We start from the raw sequence: 14187 nt of genomic DNA on the forward strand, positions 1-14187 counted from the left end.
CCGGAAGAGCAGTCAACAGGTTTTAAAAGGCATTGCAGCAGTGCTTCCAATGAAAAGATAGGCTAATGATTTTTATGATTGTTGGCTAGTCTTTGGCAGTGCAGATGATCCTTAACGGGATTCATTACTACAATAGGAAGAAGGAGTAGTTTTAATGACGAAATACATCTTTGTAACAGGCGGCGTGGTATCCTCCATTGGTAAAGGAATCGTAGCAGCATCTTTGGGGCGACTCTTGAAAAACCGCGGATTGAAAGTGACCATCCAGAAATTCGATCCTTATATCAACGTCGATCCAGGTACGATGAGTCCTTATCAGCACGGAGAAGTCTTCGTGACTGACGACGGCGCTGAAACTGACTTGGACCTGGGGCATTATGAACGGTTCATCGACATCAATTTGAACAAGTATTCCAACGTGACTACCGGTAAGATCTACTCTGAAGTCCTGCGTAAAGAGCGTAAAGGAGAATACTTGGGAGCGACCGTTCAAGTTATTCCTCATATCACCAATGAAATCAAAGAAAAAATCATGCGGGCAGCCAAGTTGACTGACTCCGATATTATTATCACTGAGGTTGGCGGAACTGTTGGCGATATCGAATCACTGCCGTTTTTGGAAGCCTTGCGTCAGATGAAAGCAGATGTCGGTGCTGACAATGTGATGTACATTCACACAACACTGATTCCTTATTTGAAGGCTGCTGGTGAAATGAAGACCAAGCCAACACAGCACAGCGTCAAAGAACTGCGGGGCTTGGGAATTCAGCCAAACATCTTGGTGGTTCGGACAGAATTGCCAGTAGAACAAGGCACGAAAAATAAATTGGCACAATTTTGTGATGTGGCACCAGAAGCGGTTATTGAATCCCGCGACGTAGAAACACTGTACTCGATTCCTTTGGCACTGCAAGCTCAGAAAATGGACCAAATCGTTTGTGACCATTTGAAAATTGATGCACCAGTTGCGGACATGACTGAATGGCGGGCACTGGAAGAAAAGGTATTGAATTTGAAGAAAACTGTTCGCATTGCATTGGTAGGTAAATATGTGGAACTGCCGGATGCATATATCTCTGTGGTGGAATCATTGAAACACTCCGGCTTTGCTTTTGATTCTGACATCTGCATCGACTGGATCAAGGCTCAAGACGTGACTCGTGAAAATGTCGATGAATTATTGAAAGACGCAGATGGTATCTTGGTTCCCGGTGGCTTTGGCGATCGCGGGGTAGAAGGTAAGATCGAAGCGATTCGCTATGCTCGTGAAAACGACGTACCTTTCTTGGGAATCTGTCTGGGTATGCAAATGGCCTGTGTTGAATTTGCCCGTAACGTTGTCGGCTTAGAAGATGCTGCTTCAGCAGAAACAGATCCGAACACAGCCAACAACATCATCGACTTGATGGCGGATCAAGAAAATATCGAAAATCTTGGTGGTACCTTGCGCTTGGGACTGTACCCATGCAAGCTGAAAAAAGGTACACAGACAGCGACGGCTTATGATGGCGAGGATGTTGTCCAAGAGCGCCACCGTCACCGTTATGAATTCAACAATCGTTACCGTGAAATCTTCGAAGACAACGGCATGACATTCTCAGGTGTTTCTCCTGATAACCGTCTGGTAGAAATCGTTGAATTGACGGACAAAAAATTCTTTGTCGGTTGCCAATTCCACCCAGAATTAATCTCTCGTCCCAACCGCCCACAACGCTTAATCAAAGCCTTTGTCGGCGCGGCGTTGGCAGACAAAGAAAGCAAATAAACAATTAGCATCCTTTTGCTGGTTTGATAAGCGAAAGCAGATTAAAAGAGAAACGGCGACCGCAGCAATAGTCGCCGTTTCTCTTATTTTGTCTTTGATAATTCATCAGCAAATAGTAAGGCCACATCGAAATAGTCGCCAACGTGGCGCCTGCGTTGATTTTTCCGACGATCCCAACCTTTCATATGGATATGATCGGCAGAATAGAAAAAATGGAGCAGACGATGACCACGAAATTGAGACCAGGCAAAGGTTGCTGCTGCCTCCATATCAACGAAAACGGCACCTTGTTCTTTGCGATGCGCTAATTTTTTTGGCGTTTCCCGAAAAAAAGCATCTGTTGTCCAAGTAAGTCCTTTCTCATAGCGAATCTCATGACGTTGCAAAACTTTTTCCATCAAGTGAATGGCATTAGGATCCGCTTTGATGACATCAGCTGGCGGAGCATAATGGTAACTCATTCCCTCGTCTCGCAAAGCTGCCGTAGGGAGGTTAATTTGATCGGAAGCCTGTTCTGCCTTTAACACACCGCAACTGCCGAAAATAATGAAATTTGTGATTCCTAAAGGAGCCAGGTCTTCCAACGTCCCGATGCAGGCGGGGCTGCCTACTTTTGCCAGCATGACAAGTACATCAGGACCGGCTGGGCGAGACAATAAATAAATTGGTGATTTTCCATTGATACTTTTTGTATAGCCAATCGGACGAATTTGCTTTCTCTGGAGTAGATGAGTGATGATTTCTCCAGAGAAAGGACAAAGAATTGTTGTCGGGAGCGGTAATCGATAATCCAGTAGTACAACATCGGAATCATCTGGATTGATGATAGCCTTTGGATTTGGATCGAATTCTTCTAATAACATGGCAGACTCCTTTCTAAAATCGGGATCAGCAGCCTAAAACGTTAGATAAACAGTAAAAAATCGTTATTTTCTATTAAGCAGCTGTCTAAGACTCTGACAATAAATTATCAAACCAGGACCATAAATAGCGCCTAACATATAAAAATAAACGGAAAAAAAGATAGCCTGCCGCCAATAAAAAGAAGGCAAAGTGCCAAGCGAACAGCTGCCACACCATTGCCGGAAAGGTAATAAAAACCGTTCGACAAACTTCAGGAGCTAATACAAACCAATAGAGTAAGTGACTTCCTATACTACTGCCGACTAGTAGACAACCGATAAAATAAATACTCTGCAAGGCGAACTCAATACTGATAATTTCGGTACGTTCGCCAATTAAACTCATGATTTTGAAATCTGCTCTTTGGGTCATAGCAAACAGTCGGAAGATTCGGTGACAATAAGCGATTAGAAGAACACCGGCGCACAAGATGACAAGCATCGCTAGCCCTTGGAATAGTCGGATGGGAAGTAGTGGTGTCTGGATCATCTGTATCAATGAGCCAGTTGTCTCATTATTTTCAGCAGCAGTTGTGACGATTTCTTGGTACCAATGCTCAAGCAAATAAAAGCCATTTACTCCACAGTAGGTAATTATTCCAAGTAAAAAAATCAGCATGCCACTGGACCAGACCCCTGGGGTGCGCAACAGGTTTTTACCAGCATTTCCTGCGACATAACCAGCTTTTTGGAAATTAGACATGGGCATCGTCATTTTTCAAACGCGACCAGACCTTTAGCCCATCTACCATTCCTTTGACATTGTGCACTCGCAGAATCTCGACATTATCTCTATCACAGGCAAACAAAGAAGCTGCGATAGTACCATAATCTCTTTTTCGGGGATCCGGCTCGTCTGTCAGATGTTCGATAGTTCGTTTGCGAGAAACCCCGTAAAGGACTGGAAAATCGCGAAAACGAAACTTTTCCGGCTCACGGATAATCGTGACATTTTCTGCGGGCGTTTTACCAAAACCAACACCAGGATCAAAACACAGTCGCTGCGGATCGATACCACTGGCTAGACAAGCTTCGTATTTTTCCAGATAGAAAGATTGGATGTCCTGGGCAACAGTCAATTCCTTGCGTCGAGGACGAGAATGCATGATGATAATCCCGATATGGGGCGCTTTGGCTAAGACGGCTAGCATTCCCGGCGTGTCCAGTCCGCGGATATCATTGATGATGTCACAGCCGGCAGCAATAGCGGCTTCTGCAACTTCTGGAAAATAAGTATCTACTGATAGGGGAACAGAGGTGGTTTTCTTCAATTCTCGAATCACTGGTACGATACGAGCGATTTCTTCTGCCGGTGACACTTCCACATAACCTGGTCGAGTGGACTGGCCACCGATATCCAAAATGGCGGCGCCGTCAGCGATTAGTTGTTGTGCATGAAGTAGCGCCTCGTGGGTATCAAAATGTTCACCACCATCAGAAAAAGAATCTGGTGTGACGTTTAAGATGCCCATCACTTGATATTTTTTTGTAAAATCAAACATGTTCTTCACCTCGTAGTTGTTCAATAAGTGCCAGCAGTGCTTGTACCCGTGGACTGTAGCCATCTCGTTGTGACTGAGGCAACTGTGCCAGCGTCTTTTTTTCAGTTGGCAACCAAAAGATTCGATCGAAGCCGTAGCCCATCTCGCCTTTTTCAGGAACAATTTCCCCTGTCAAGGTGCCCTCTGCTGTCAGAAAATCCTCGGAGGAGCGATAATAGACGAGGCAGGCATGCAAATGGGCTTTTCGTGATGCAGCAGTATTTTCAAACAACGAAAGGATTTCTTGGTTTTTGGCCCGGTCACTTTCGCCTTTAAAAAAACGACTGGTGTGAAGGCCCAACAAGTTGGGAAAAGCTGTCAGCTCAAGACCGCCATCGTCCGCAATGACTGGTCGGCCTAGTAAATCAGCATAAAAGGCAGCCTTAATCAGAGCGTTTTCCAGATACGTCGAGCCATTTTCTGCGGGAGCATCCGGTAAAGAGGAAAGAAAATCAGTCACCGGTCGCAACCGAACCGTCGGGTCCGCGTCTCTTAATCCTCTGCGCATTTCCTCGAGCTTTCCCAAATTATGTGTTGCAACAATCAGCTCCATTGAATGAGTTCACCTCCAGAAATAATTTCGTGGGATTACTTATGAACGAATTGCCAATAGAAAATCATCTTTTTGTTCACGGTCTTCATTGAAGCAACCGGAATAATAGAAGGTTTTCGTTTTAGATTGGGGACTGCGAACGCCCCGCATCGCCATACACATGTGCTCGGCTTCGATAGCGACAGCTACTCCTTTGACCGGGATATGGGCTTCCAATTCCTGACCAATCATCTTGGTCAGGTTTTCTTGAACAGACGGACGGCGGGCGCAATGTTCCACCAAGCGCGGCAGTTTTGAAAGACCAATCACTTTATTTTCTGATGGAATATAGGCGATGTGGACGTGGCCAAAAAAGGGTAGTAGGTGATGCTCACACATCGAATAAAAGAGAATATCCTTAACTACGACCATTTCGCCAGCACTTTCAGAGTCAAATAATTTATAGTCGTCAAACTCATTGTTTAGTCCACTGAACACTTCTGCATACATGCGAGCAACTCGTGCCGGAGTTTCTTTTAAACCGGACCGTTGGGGATCTTCTCCGACAGCTGTCAGTATTTCCGTGACGGCTTTTTCAATAATTGCTTGTTCTTCCATCCTTACCACACCTTTTCACTTTTTCGTACTTCTGAGCGATTTCCGGAAGCGGTGATCCACTCGGTTAGCGGGCGCCCCAGTAAATTTTCATCGGGGTAGACATCTTGTAGGGGAACCAACACAAAAGAACGCTTGGTCAGCTCTTTGTGAGGAATCGTCAATTGTGGTGTATCCATCGCAAGGTCTCCCAGTAAAAGAATATCAATATCTACCGTACGAGGCCCCCAGTGAATTTCTCGAGTGCGCCCCAGTGCGGCTTCGATACGATGAATCTCTGCTAATAGCATTTCCGCAGGGAGCTGGCACTCGATTTGAAGCACCGCATTTAAAAAATCATCTTGAGCCACTGGACCATAGGGATCAGTTTCGTATAGCTTGGAGGACTGTAAAACAGTGACTCCCTCTAATTGATCCAATCGGTCGCGGGCGGCAGTTAGGTTTTTCAAGGAATCACCCATATTGGAGCCCAGAGCCAAATAGCCAATCATTTGGGGAACCTTCTTTCCAGCTGCACCTCAACATTGTCAAAGGTGCCGGGCATTGGTACCCCGTATTTACGCACCCGTACCAAGGCACTAGCCAACTGCTGAGAAAAATCGGCTTCGATGTCATCTAAAAGAGCAGAAGCGACAGCCTCAATCAAGTTGAAGGAGCGAGTAGTAATCGTTTGGCTGATTTTTTCATTTACCTCCGCATAACTCACCGTATCAGCAACGTCATCGCTTTTACCGGCTTTGGCTAAATCAAGGCGTAATTCGATATCGACTTCTAGTTGTTGGCCCAAAACCCGCTCTTCAGGCAGGACCCCATTTTTCGTATAAAATTTCAGATTGTTGATTTTGATCAAATCCACCAAAACAACCTCCAATCACAGTTTGGATAGAAAGCGACACAAATAGCCAAGTGTTGCATTAGACCATTGGCCGCAAACTATCATTGGGCTTATTATACCAAGAAGCAGCCGCAAGTCGACTGTTTCCGGCTTTTTTAAAGATTTACGGGGCTTAAACAGTTGCTTTAGTTATTTTTTCTATCAGGCAGACCGCTTTCTTTGTTTTAACAATCATTAGTTTTCTGAAAAAAGCCGGAAAATTTCGCTATTTTATTGTAAATCAGCTAAGAAAAAGTCGGTAACACTAGCGCTTAGCGGATAAGTTTGCTAAAATATAAGCGTTGGTTAAGTCAAGGCTTAACAAATAAAGTACTCAATTTTAGGAGGAATTTTATCATGCCAGTAGTATCATCAGCAGAATTTCTGAAAGCAGCTCGTAAAGGCGGCTATGCAATCGGCGGTTACAACACAAACAACTTGGAATGGACACAAGCTATTTTGGAAGCTGCAGAAGCTAAAAAAGCGCCAGTTCTGATCCAAACATCTATGGGTGCTGCTAAATACATGGGCGGCTACAAAGTTATCAAAAATATGATTGAAAACTTGGTTGAATCCATGAATATCACAGTTCCAGTTGCTATCCATTTGGACCATGGTGACTACGATGCAGCTATGGAATGTATCGAAGTTGGCTACACTTCAGTTATGTTCGACGGCTCTCATCTGCCTTTTGAAGAAAACTTGGCAAAAGCTCGCGAAGTTGTTGCAGCAGCACATGCAAAAGGTATCGCAGTAGAATGTGAAGTTGGTTCTATCGGCGGTGAAGAAGACGGAATCATCGGTGCTGGCGAATTGGCTGACATTGAAGAATGTAAACAAATGGTAGCTACAGGGATTGACTCTTTGGCTTGTGGTATCGGTAACATCCACGGTGTTTACCCTGAAAACTGGCAAGGTTTGGCATTTGACCACTTGCAAGAAATCGCTGACGCTGTTGGCCATGAAGTACCATTGGTATTGCACGGCGGCTCAGGTATCCCTCAAGAACAAATCCAAAAAGCAATCTCTATGGGTATCTCTAAAGTCAACGTAAACACTGAATTCCAATTGTCATTTGCTAAAGCAACTCGTGAATACATCGAAGCTGGCAAAGACCGCGAAGGTAAAGGCTTTGACCCTCGTAAATTGTTGGCACCTGGTAAAGCTGCCATCATTAAAGACGCTGAAGAACACATCGACTGGTTCGGTTCAGCTAACAAAGCATAATCTAACATTTGCATGATAAAAATCCCTGCTTCTGATAGAGGCAGGGATTTTTTCTATTTTCTGAGAAAGTCATTTCGGCTGCTACGGCCAACAAGCGGGAAGCCTTCTTACAAATTGTGGCCTGTGGGTTGTTACTATCAGCTCAGAGGGGGGAAAAGATTATTTCTTCAATACCGCCAAGGCGGCCGCTGGGATTTCATCTTCAAAGACCTCTTCATAAGTCTCCACGTAAGCTCCTTTATTTTTCAACTTCAGGTAATGACCCACTTTTAGCTCGCTCATACCGGAAAATTCGATGGTTCTGGTTTGACCGTCTTTGTCCACTGCAGTTTGCCGATAAGTAGCGGTGCCGTAGCCGTTGACTTCATCGGCTTTTTTGGTTTTGACATAGACTTCACCTTCTGCTACCAGGGGATTGAAACGGTCAATGATGCCAGCGATTTCCCCACCACTGTTCTTGGTAAGCTGAGGAATCACCAGTAGTGCACCGCCAATTAATGTGCCGCCTGCGAGTAGTGTAATGAACAATTTTTTCATAGTTAATTCTCCTTTGGTTTGTTTGTTGCTTGCCCAGGGGCAGCTCAACTTGATGTTCTTATCTTATCAAGGAGAAAATCGTGTGATATCGGCCTTGAGAACCAGTTTACTCTTACACTTTCGTCATTTTATCTCTCTTAGGTAAAAGAATAAACTTGTCAATAGCGATTCGATGCGCTATGATGCAATCAAATCACTGTTTGCAGGGGGACGCATTTGGCGTTGAGAAGGTAAAACCTGACCCTTTGAACCTGTTGGCTAACACCAGCGTAGGGAGCAACGTCGAGCGCAGTCTTGTAGCTTTCAGCGGCTACCGACCCAGCGGATTCAGACACCTTCCTATTGCGGGAAGGTGTCTTTCTTTTTTGCAAGGTGATTGTCAGAAAATCGTCAGCTTATTTACCAAAACAGTGAAAATCAGCCTAAACCCAAAGGAGAACAAGCAAATGATGAAAACAGCATTGACCATCGCCGGCTCTGATTGCAGCGGCGGTGCAGGGATCCAAGCGGACTTGAAGACTTTTTCGGCTCACGGTGTTTTCGGGATGTCTGCTATTACCTCAGTTGTCGCAGAAAATACGGTGCGGGTAATCAGCGTACAAGATATCACTCCCGAAGTCATTCAGCAGCAAATCGATGCCGTCTGTGAAGATATTTTTCCTGATGCCGTCAAAATCGGCATGCTGTCAGGAGTGGAGACGATGAAAGCCGTCGCAGAAAGCCTAGAAAAATGGCAGCCACAAAATATTGTATTGGACCCGGTAATGTATGCGAAAAATGGTGCGCCATTGATGGCTCTGTCTGCCATCGAGACCTTGATTGAAAAAGTGCTGCCCTTGGCGACGTTGATCACGCCAAATATCCCGGAAGCTGAGTATATTGCCGGGATGAAGATCGAATCACTGGAACAGATGAAAGAAGCCGCCGCTGTGATTCAGCAACGCACCGGTGCCGCGGTTTTAGTAAAAGGGGGGCATGCAGCAGGGGATGCCACCGATATTTTATTTGACGGGAAAAGCTACTATAGTTTCAATTCTCCTCGGATCGACACGAAAAATACTCATGGTACCGGGTGTACCTTGTCTTCAGCAATCTGTGCCCAGTTGGCGTTGGGAGCGGAGATAAAAGAAGCCGTAGCTAGTGGAAAAGACTACATCACACAGGCAATCCGCTATTCATTGCCATTAGGAAAAGGACATGGCCCTACCAATCACTTTTGGAAATTTTTTGCAGCAGAATAAACCGAGTTCAGTTAACACCCGTCGATTTTCGGCGGGTGTTTTGCTAGAAACGAAGACCGCTAGCGAGTACTAAAGACTTAGCTATGAGGAAACCAGCTATTATTTAAATAAAAAAAGAGCTATCATTTAGGATCACCACAAGCAGTTAGCTCGTGAATTTTTGAAGGAGCTGCGGCAGTAAGCAAGGGGATTTACTGTTTAGAAATGACAGTGCCTGTGTTAAAATCGAAAGTGAATGTAGTCAATACATACCAATAAAAAACGTGATATAAGGTGACGATAGATGAAAAAAATAAAAATTCGCGGTGGCCGTCCATTGAAGGGCGAAGTCACCATCAGCGGTGCAAAAAACAGCGCCGTGGCACTGATCCCAGCTGCGATTTTGGCAGATTCGCCGGTGACTTTAGAAGGCGTACCGGATATTCAAGACGTCCATTCTTTAATTGAGATTCTGGAAATCATGGGAGTGCGCACAAACTTTTCTGACAACACCTTGATGATTGATCCCACCGACATCGTGTCAATCCCAATGCCGAGTGGTAAGATCAACAGCTTGCGGGCGTCTTATTACTTTATGGGAGCATTGCTGGGGAAATTCGGTGAAGCAGTTGTCGGTCTGCCGGGGGGCTGCTATTTAGGTCCTCGTCCTATCGACTTGCATATTAAAGGCTTTGAAACTCTCGGTGCACAAGTGACCAACGAGCACGGGGCAATGTATCTGCGAACGCAGGATAAAACCCTTCATGGAGAACGAATCTTTTTGGATATGGTATCCATCGGCGCCACCATCAATATCATGCTGGCAGCGGTCAAAGCAGAAGGCCGAACGATTATCGAAAATGCTGCCCGGGAGCCAGAAATTATCGACGTAGCGACCCTTTTAAACAACATGGGGGCGAAGATTCGCGGTGCCGGTACCAATGAAATTAGAATTGAAGGCGTAAAAGCACTTCATGGCTGTCGACATGCGATTATTCCCGATCGCATCGAAGCCGGTACCTATCTGGCTTTAGCCGCTGCGGTAGGTGAAGGAATCAAAGTAAACAACGTCATTTATGAGCATTTGGAAAGCTACATTGCCAAACTGGAAGAGTTAGGGGTGCCGATGTCGATTTCCGAAGATACCATTGAAGTTGGAACAGCCACGGATTTGAAACCAGTTGTGGTAAAAACCTATCCTTATCCGGGATTTGCTACCGATTTGCAACAGCCCATCACGCCACTTTTAATCAAAGCCGGTGGTACCTCAGAAGTTATCGATACGATTTATTCTAAACGAATCAACCATATTCCGGAACTGAATCGCATGGGGGCAGACGGACAAATCGAAGGCAACATGATGATTATCAATGGTCCAACAAAACTCCACGGAGCCGAAGTCGTGGCTAGCGATTTGCGGGCAGGAGCCTGTTTGGTAATCGCCGGGCTCATGGCGGATGGTGAAACGACTATCACAAATGTAGAATTTATCCTGCGGGGCTACGACCATATCGTCGAAAAACTCACAGCATTGGGTGCAGACATCGAAATGATCGAGGTAGATGAATGCCAATGATTTACGGTGAAGAGCTGACAAAAAAAGACGAGGTGGCCCATGGCTGATTATTTGACAATGGCGGAGTTGGAAAACAAAACCTTAAAGGAAATTTACAACTACGCAAAGCAATTCAAGATTCCTTATTACAGTCAGATGAATAAAAAGGAATTGTCCCTGGCAGTTATCCGCGCACAGGCTGAGAAACAGGGCTTTTACTACATGGAAGGAATCTTAGATATCATTGGGCAAGAAGGTTATGGCTTTTTACGGCCAATCAACTATGGCCCCAGTGCTGAAGATATCTATATTTCTTCTTCGCAAATTCGACGTTTTGGTCTTCGCAATGGAGACAAGGTAGCCGGAAAAGCCCGGCCACCTAAGGAATCCGAGCGTTATTATGGATTGATGCACGTAGAGTCTGTCAACGGCAAAGATCCTGAAGAAGCTAAACAGCGTCCTCATTTTCCGGCACTCACTCCCTTATATCCGCAAAGACAACTACAATTAGAAACCACTTCGGGACGTCTGGCTACCCGCATGATTGATATTTTCGCACCAGTGGGCTTTGGTCAACGAGGCTTGATCGTCGCCCCACCAAAAGCCGGAAAAACCAGTATCTTAAAAGAAATTGCCAACGGGATTACCGATAATTATCCCGAAGTAGAATTAATCGTACTTCTCATCGACGAACGACCAGAGGAAGTCACCGATTTGGAACGCAGTGTCAAAGGAGATGTGGTATCTTCGACATTTGACTTGCAGCCGCAAAACCACACGCGGGTTTCTGAGCTGGTCTTAGAGCGAGCCATGCGTCTGGTTGAAGACAAGCGGGACGTTGTCATTCTGATGGACAGTATCACTCGATTGGCTCGCGCTTACAATCTGGTTGTTCCTCCCAGCGGTCGGACACTAAGCGGCGGGATTGACCCGGCGGCATTATACAAGCCAAAGAAATTTTTCGGTGCCGCCCGTAATATTGAAGAAGGCGGCAGCCTCACCATCTTAGCCACTGCCTTAGTGGATACCGGCAGCCGCATGGATGACGTGATCTACGAGGAATTCAAGGGAACCGGTAACATGGAACTCCACTTATCTCGGGAACTCTCGGAGCGTCGCATCTTCCCAGCCATCGACATCAAGCGTTCTGGTACCCGCAAAGAAGAATTGCTGATGACGGCAGCTCAGTTGGATGAAACCTGGAAGCTGCGCAACAATATGATCGGTGATGCCTTGGAATATACGGAACAGTTCCGCCAACTTCTGAAGAAAACCAAGAACAATCAAGCGCTCTTTGAAGCATTTTCCGAAGTTTCTTTCGGTCATAAAAATAATAGCCGGAATCAAAAAAGATAATTGCATCTGATTTTGAATCATGGTAAGATGTTCATGTTGTAAATCAGACAAAATGAACTCTGGTGCAGCAGATGGACCAGGGCAAAGGAGCGAAAACGACTATGAAAAAAGATATCCATCCGGATTACCATCCAGTTGTATTTATGGACTCAACAACAGGTTTTAAATTCTTGTCAGGTTCTACTAAATCTTCACAAGAAACTGTTGAATGGGAAGACGGCAACACTTATCCGTTGATCCGTGTCGAAGTTACTTCCGACTCTCATCCATTCTACACTGGCCGTCAAAAATTCACCCAAGCAGACGGACGCGTGGACCGTTTCAACAAGAAATACGGTCTCAAGGACGCCAACGCTGCGGAATAATTCTAACTTGCTTAGAATACTGTTGTGTCAACAGTTCAGAGGTTCTTCCTTTACCCGGAAGAGCCTCTTTTTTGTCTACCTATTGATCTCAATAGTTAACCCTTCCATAAGTAGACTACTTCTCGCCTGTCGTGGGGGCAACGGATCAACTTAGAAAGTTCAGATTAAACTGAAGGTACGGCTTTAACCATTTATTTTGTAAGGCAAAGAGCCAAAAGAAATTCCGTTCTTTTGGCTCTTACTCCAGCTAAAATATGGTTTAATACAGTCTCCTCACAGCAAAAGTTCATAAGGGGCGATTCTTTTTGCGAGATCGATCATAGCGGCTATTTGCTCTGGTGTTTCCGTGGCGCCTTTGCGAATCCAAACCATAATAATGGCGATGATGCTGGATAAAAGAATTTCCATGGCATAGTCTTCCGGGATTTCTTTTTTGGGAAACAGCAGTTGATTTGTGGTTTCAAGTTGGGCATGAATCATTTCTTCCATCACTTCTTTGATAAGGGTGGGAAAGTTAGGATCACCGCCTTTACTCGCCAGTGCCGCGACAAAGGGGAAGTCATCTTTTATATAATGCATGGCAGTTACAATCCGATCATAAGGGACTAAATCAATGGTTTGGCCATGCATGGTTGGAGTGGATGCATCATCTGACAACATAATTTGTTTTAAATCATAGATAATTTCCATTTCCAATTTTTCTAATAAGTCATACTTATCTACATAATGAAGATAAAATGTTCCCCGATTAATCTCAGAACCACGGGCAATGTCGCTGACGGTTAGATTATCAAATCCTTTCGTGTTTAATAAATCGATAAAGGTTTTCCGAATATCATTTTTTGTTGATGTTTGACGTTTTTTCAACGTAGTCACTCCTTAAATGAACACTTCGCTTAGTAGTGTCAATTGCCAATTTCTATTACTCATTCTATACTGAGTCCATCGTTAAATCAACACGGTGTTTTAATTACAAGGAGTGAGTCAAATGAGTTACATCGAGGTAAAAAATAGTTGGAAAAGATACCAGATGGGTGACACGATTATTGCTGCAAATAATAATGTCAGCTTTGAAGTTGAAAAAGGTGAACTAGCGATCATTTTAGGGGCATCAGGTGCAGGAAAATCAACGATGCTGAACATTTTAGGTGGCATGGATACCAATGACGAGGGCCAAATTCTCATTGACGGCAAGGATATTTCAGGTTATAACGCAAAACAGTTGACCCGTTATCGTCGCGAGGATGTAGGCTTTGTCTTTCAATTTTACAATTTAGTTCCCAATTTGACGGCTAAAGAAAATGTAGAGTTGGCCTCTGAAATTGTTGAAGGGGCGGCCGATCCGGTGGCGACTTTGAAGAATGTCGGTTTAGCTGATCGGATCAATAACTTTCCTGCGCAACTTTCAGGTGGGGAGCAGCAGCGTGTTTCGATTGCTCGAGCAGTGGCTAAAAATCCTAAAATTCTATTGTGTGATGAGCCAACTGGTGCATTGGATTATGAGACTGGGAAACAGGTGCTGCAAATCCTACAAGACATGAGCCGGGTGCAGGGGGCGACGGTGATCATCGTAACCCATAATGCAGCAATTGCACCGATTGCGGACCGGGTAATTCGCATGCGAGATGCCAAGGTTCAAAGTGTCGATCTAAACCCAAATCCAACGGCAATCGCAGACATCGAATGGTAGGTGATACA

General features: G+C 44.9%; 16 protein-coding genes and 1 riboswitch. Of the genes, 7 read left to right on the forward strand and 9 right to left on the reverse strand.

Going from position 1 to position 14187, the window contains the following annotated elements; all coding sequences use genetic code 11:
• Positions 1 to 154: 154 nt before the first annotated feature.
• A complete protein-coding gene (locus BAU14_RS06750; protein WP_161899330.1) occupies positions 155 to 1765 on the forward strand; it encodes a CTP synthase in 1611 nt (536 codons plus the stop codon).
• An 83-nt stretch (positions 1766 to 1848) separates the two neighbouring features.
• Here BAU14_RS06750 and BAU14_RS06755 read toward each other — a convergent pair whose 3' ends face one another.
• The 7 genes from BAU14_RS06755 to folB all read right to left on the reverse strand — a co-directional run bounded on the left by BAU14_RS06755 (position 1849) and on the right by folB (position 6211).
• On the reverse strand, positions 1849 to 2628 hold the full coding sequence (locus BAU14_RS06755) for a nucleoside phosphorylase (protein ID WP_161899331.1): 780 nt from the start codon (positions 2626 to 2628) through the stop codon (positions 1849 to 1851).
• Positions 2629 to 2713: 85 nt separating this feature from the next.
• Positions 2714 to 3370 (reverse strand): hypothetical protein, encoded by a 657-nt coding sequence (locus BAU14_RS06760; RefSeq protein WP_161899332.1) that lies wholly within the window; start codon positions 3368 to 3370, stop codon positions 2714 to 2716.
• Complete coding sequence (gene folP, locus BAU14_RS06765; RefSeq protein WP_161899333.1) at positions 3363 to 4169, reverse strand: dihydropteroate synthase; 807 nt, start codon at positions 4167 to 4169, stop codon at positions 3363 to 3365. Before folP ends, BAU14_RS06760 begins: the two co-directional genes overlap by 8 nt.
• A complete protein-coding gene (locus BAU14_RS06770) occupies positions 4162 to 4761 on the reverse strand; it encodes a non-canonical purine NTP pyrophosphatase (RefSeq protein WP_161899334.1) in 600 nt (199 codons plus the stop codon). The genes folP and BAU14_RS06770 overlap by 8 nt, the downstream gene beginning before the upstream one ends.
• A gap of 39 nt (positions 4762 to 4800) precedes the next feature.
• Positions 4801 to 5358, reverse strand: coding sequence for a GTP cyclohydrolase I FolE (folE, locus tag BAU14_RS06775; RefSeq protein ID WP_420022081.1), 558 nt, complete (start codon positions 5356 to 5358; stop codon positions 4801 to 4803).
• Positions 5359 to 5360: 2 nt separating this feature from the next.
• Positions 5361 to 5846, reverse strand: coding sequence for a 2-amino-4-hydroxy-6-hydroxymethyldihydropteridine diphosphokinase (gene folK, locus BAU14_RS06780; protein ID WP_161899336.1), 486 nt, complete (start codon positions 5844 to 5846; stop codon positions 5361 to 5363).
• Positions 5843 to 6211 (reverse strand): dihydroneopterin aldolase, encoded by a 369-nt coding sequence (gene folB / locus BAU14_RS06785; protein ID WP_161899337.1) that lies wholly within the window; start codon positions 6209 to 6211, stop codon positions 5843 to 5845. The genes folK and folB overlap by 4 nt, the downstream gene beginning before the upstream one ends.
• 375 nt (positions 6212 to 6586) lie before the next feature.
• Here folB and BAU14_RS06790 point away from each other — a divergent pair, with 375 nt between their 5' ends.
• Complete coding sequence (locus tag BAU14_RS06790) at positions 6587 to 7456, forward strand: class II fructose-bisphosphate aldolase (protein WP_161899338.1); 870 nt, start codon at positions 6587 to 6589, stop codon at positions 7454 to 7456.
• A 159-nt stretch (positions 7457 to 7615) separates the two neighbouring features.
• Here BAU14_RS06790 and BAU14_RS06795 read toward each other — a convergent pair whose 3' ends face one another.
• A complete protein-coding gene (locus tag BAU14_RS06795; RefSeq protein WP_161899339.1) occupies positions 7616 to 7993 on the reverse strand; it encodes a YxeA family protein in 378 nt (125 codons plus the stop codon).
• A 194-nt stretch (positions 7994 to 8187) separates the two neighbouring features.
• A riboswitch (TPP riboswitch) is annotated at positions 8188 to 8286 on the forward strand.
• Positions 8287 to 8442: 156 nt separating this feature from the next.
• Between BAU14_RS06795 and thiD the strand changes: the two genes are divergently transcribed.
• The 4 genes from thiD (at position 8443) to BAU14_RS06815 (ending at position 12489) form a co-directional block, all read left to right on the forward strand.
• Entirely contained in the window at positions 8443 to 9234 is a 792-nt protein-coding gene (gene thiD / locus BAU14_RS06800; RefSeq protein WP_161899867.1) for a bifunctional hydroxymethylpyrimidine kinase/phosphomethylpyrimidine kinase, read from the forward strand.
• 283 nt (positions 9235 to 9517) lie between these two features.
• A complete protein-coding gene (locus tag BAU14_RS06805) occupies positions 9518 to 10789 on the forward strand; it encodes a UDP-N-acetylglucosamine 1-carboxyvinyltransferase (protein ID WP_161899340.1) in 1272 nt (423 codons plus the stop codon).
• A gap of 39 nt (positions 10790 to 10828) precedes the next feature.
• Entirely contained in the window at positions 10829 to 12124 is a 1296-nt protein-coding gene (rho, locus tag BAU14_RS06810) for a transcription termination factor Rho (RefSeq protein WP_161899341.1), read from the forward strand.
• Positions 12125 to 12225: 101 nt separating this feature from the next.
• A complete protein-coding gene (locus BAU14_RS06815; RefSeq protein ID WP_161899342.1) occupies positions 12226 to 12489 on the forward strand; it encodes a type B 50S ribosomal protein L31 in 264 nt (87 codons plus the stop codon).
• 273 nt (positions 12490 to 12762) lie between these two features.
• Here the strand turns inward: BAU14_RS06815 and BAU14_RS06820 are convergent, their stop codons facing one another.
• Positions 12763 to 13356, reverse strand: coding sequence for a TetR/AcrR family transcriptional regulator (locus tag BAU14_RS06820; protein WP_161899343.1), 594 nt, complete (start codon positions 13354 to 13356; stop codon positions 12763 to 12765).
• A 121-nt stretch (positions 13357 to 13477) separates the two neighbouring features.
• Between BAU14_RS06820 and BAU14_RS06825 the strand changes: the two genes are divergently transcribed.
• A complete protein-coding gene (locus BAU14_RS06825) occupies positions 13478 to 14179 on the forward strand; it encodes an ABC transporter ATP-binding protein (protein ID WP_161899344.1) in 702 nt (233 codons plus the stop codon).
• Positions 14180 to 14187: the final 8 nt, after the last annotated feature.

Source organism: Candidatus Enterococcus leclercqii, assembly GCF_009933135.1.
GTDB classification, from domain to species: Bacteria; Bacillota; Bacilli; order Lactobacillales; family Enterococcaceae; genus Enterococcus_C; species Enterococcus_C leclercqii.

Coding starts and splice junctions, on each gene's coding strand:
- BAU14_RS06805 (WP_161899340.1), top strand. CDS start 9,518: ATGAAAAAAATAAAAATTCGCGGTGGCCGTCCATTGAAGGGCGAAGTC.
- BAU14_RS06815 (WP_161899342.1), top strand. CDS start 12,226: ATGAAAAAAGATATCCATCCGGATTACCATCCAGTTGTATTTATGGAC.
- BAU14_RS06770 (WP_161899334.1), bottom strand. CDS start 4,761: ATGGAGCTGATTGTTGCAACACATAATTTGGGAAAGCTCGAGGAAATG.
- BAU14_RS06760 (WP_161899332.1), bottom strand. CDS start 3,370: ATGTCTAATTTCCAAAAAGCTGGTTATGTCGCAGGAAATGCTGGTAAA.
- thiD (WP_161899867.1), top strand. CDS start 8,443: ATGAAAACAGCATTGACCATCGCCGGCTCTGATTGCAGCGGCGGTGCA.
- folK (WP_161899336.1), bottom strand. CDS start 5,846: ATGATTGGCTATTTGGCTCTGGGCTCCAATATGGGTGATTCCTTGAAA.
- BAU14_RS06755 (WP_161899331.1), bottom strand. CDS start 2,628: ATGTTATTAGAAGAATTCGATCCAAATCCAAAGGCTATCATCAATCCA.
- BAU14_RS06750 (WP_161899330.1), top strand. CDS start 155: ATGACGAAATACATCTTTGTAACAGGCGGCGTGGTATCCTCCATTGGT.
- BAU14_RS06825 (WP_161899344.1), top strand. CDS start 13,478: ATGAGTTACATCGAGGTAAAAAATAGTTGGAAAAGATACCAGATGGGT.
- rho (WP_161899341.1), top strand. CDS start 10,829: ATGGCTGATTATTTGACAATGGCGGAGTTGGAAAACAAAACCTTAAAG.
- folP (WP_161899333.1), bottom strand. CDS start 4,169: ATGTTTGATTTTACAAAAAAATATCAAGTGATGGGCATCTTAAACGTC.
- BAU14_RS06790 (WP_161899338.1), top strand. CDS start 6,587: ATGCCAGTAGTATCATCAGCAGAATTTCTGAAAGCAGCTCGTAAAGGC.
- BAU14_RS06795 (WP_161899339.1), bottom strand. CDS start 7,993: ATGAAAAAATTGTTCATTACACTACTCGCAGGCGGCACATTAATTGGC.
- folE (WP_420022081.1), bottom strand. CDS start 5,358: ATGGAAGAACAAGCAATTATTGAAAAAGCCGTCACGGAAATACTGACA.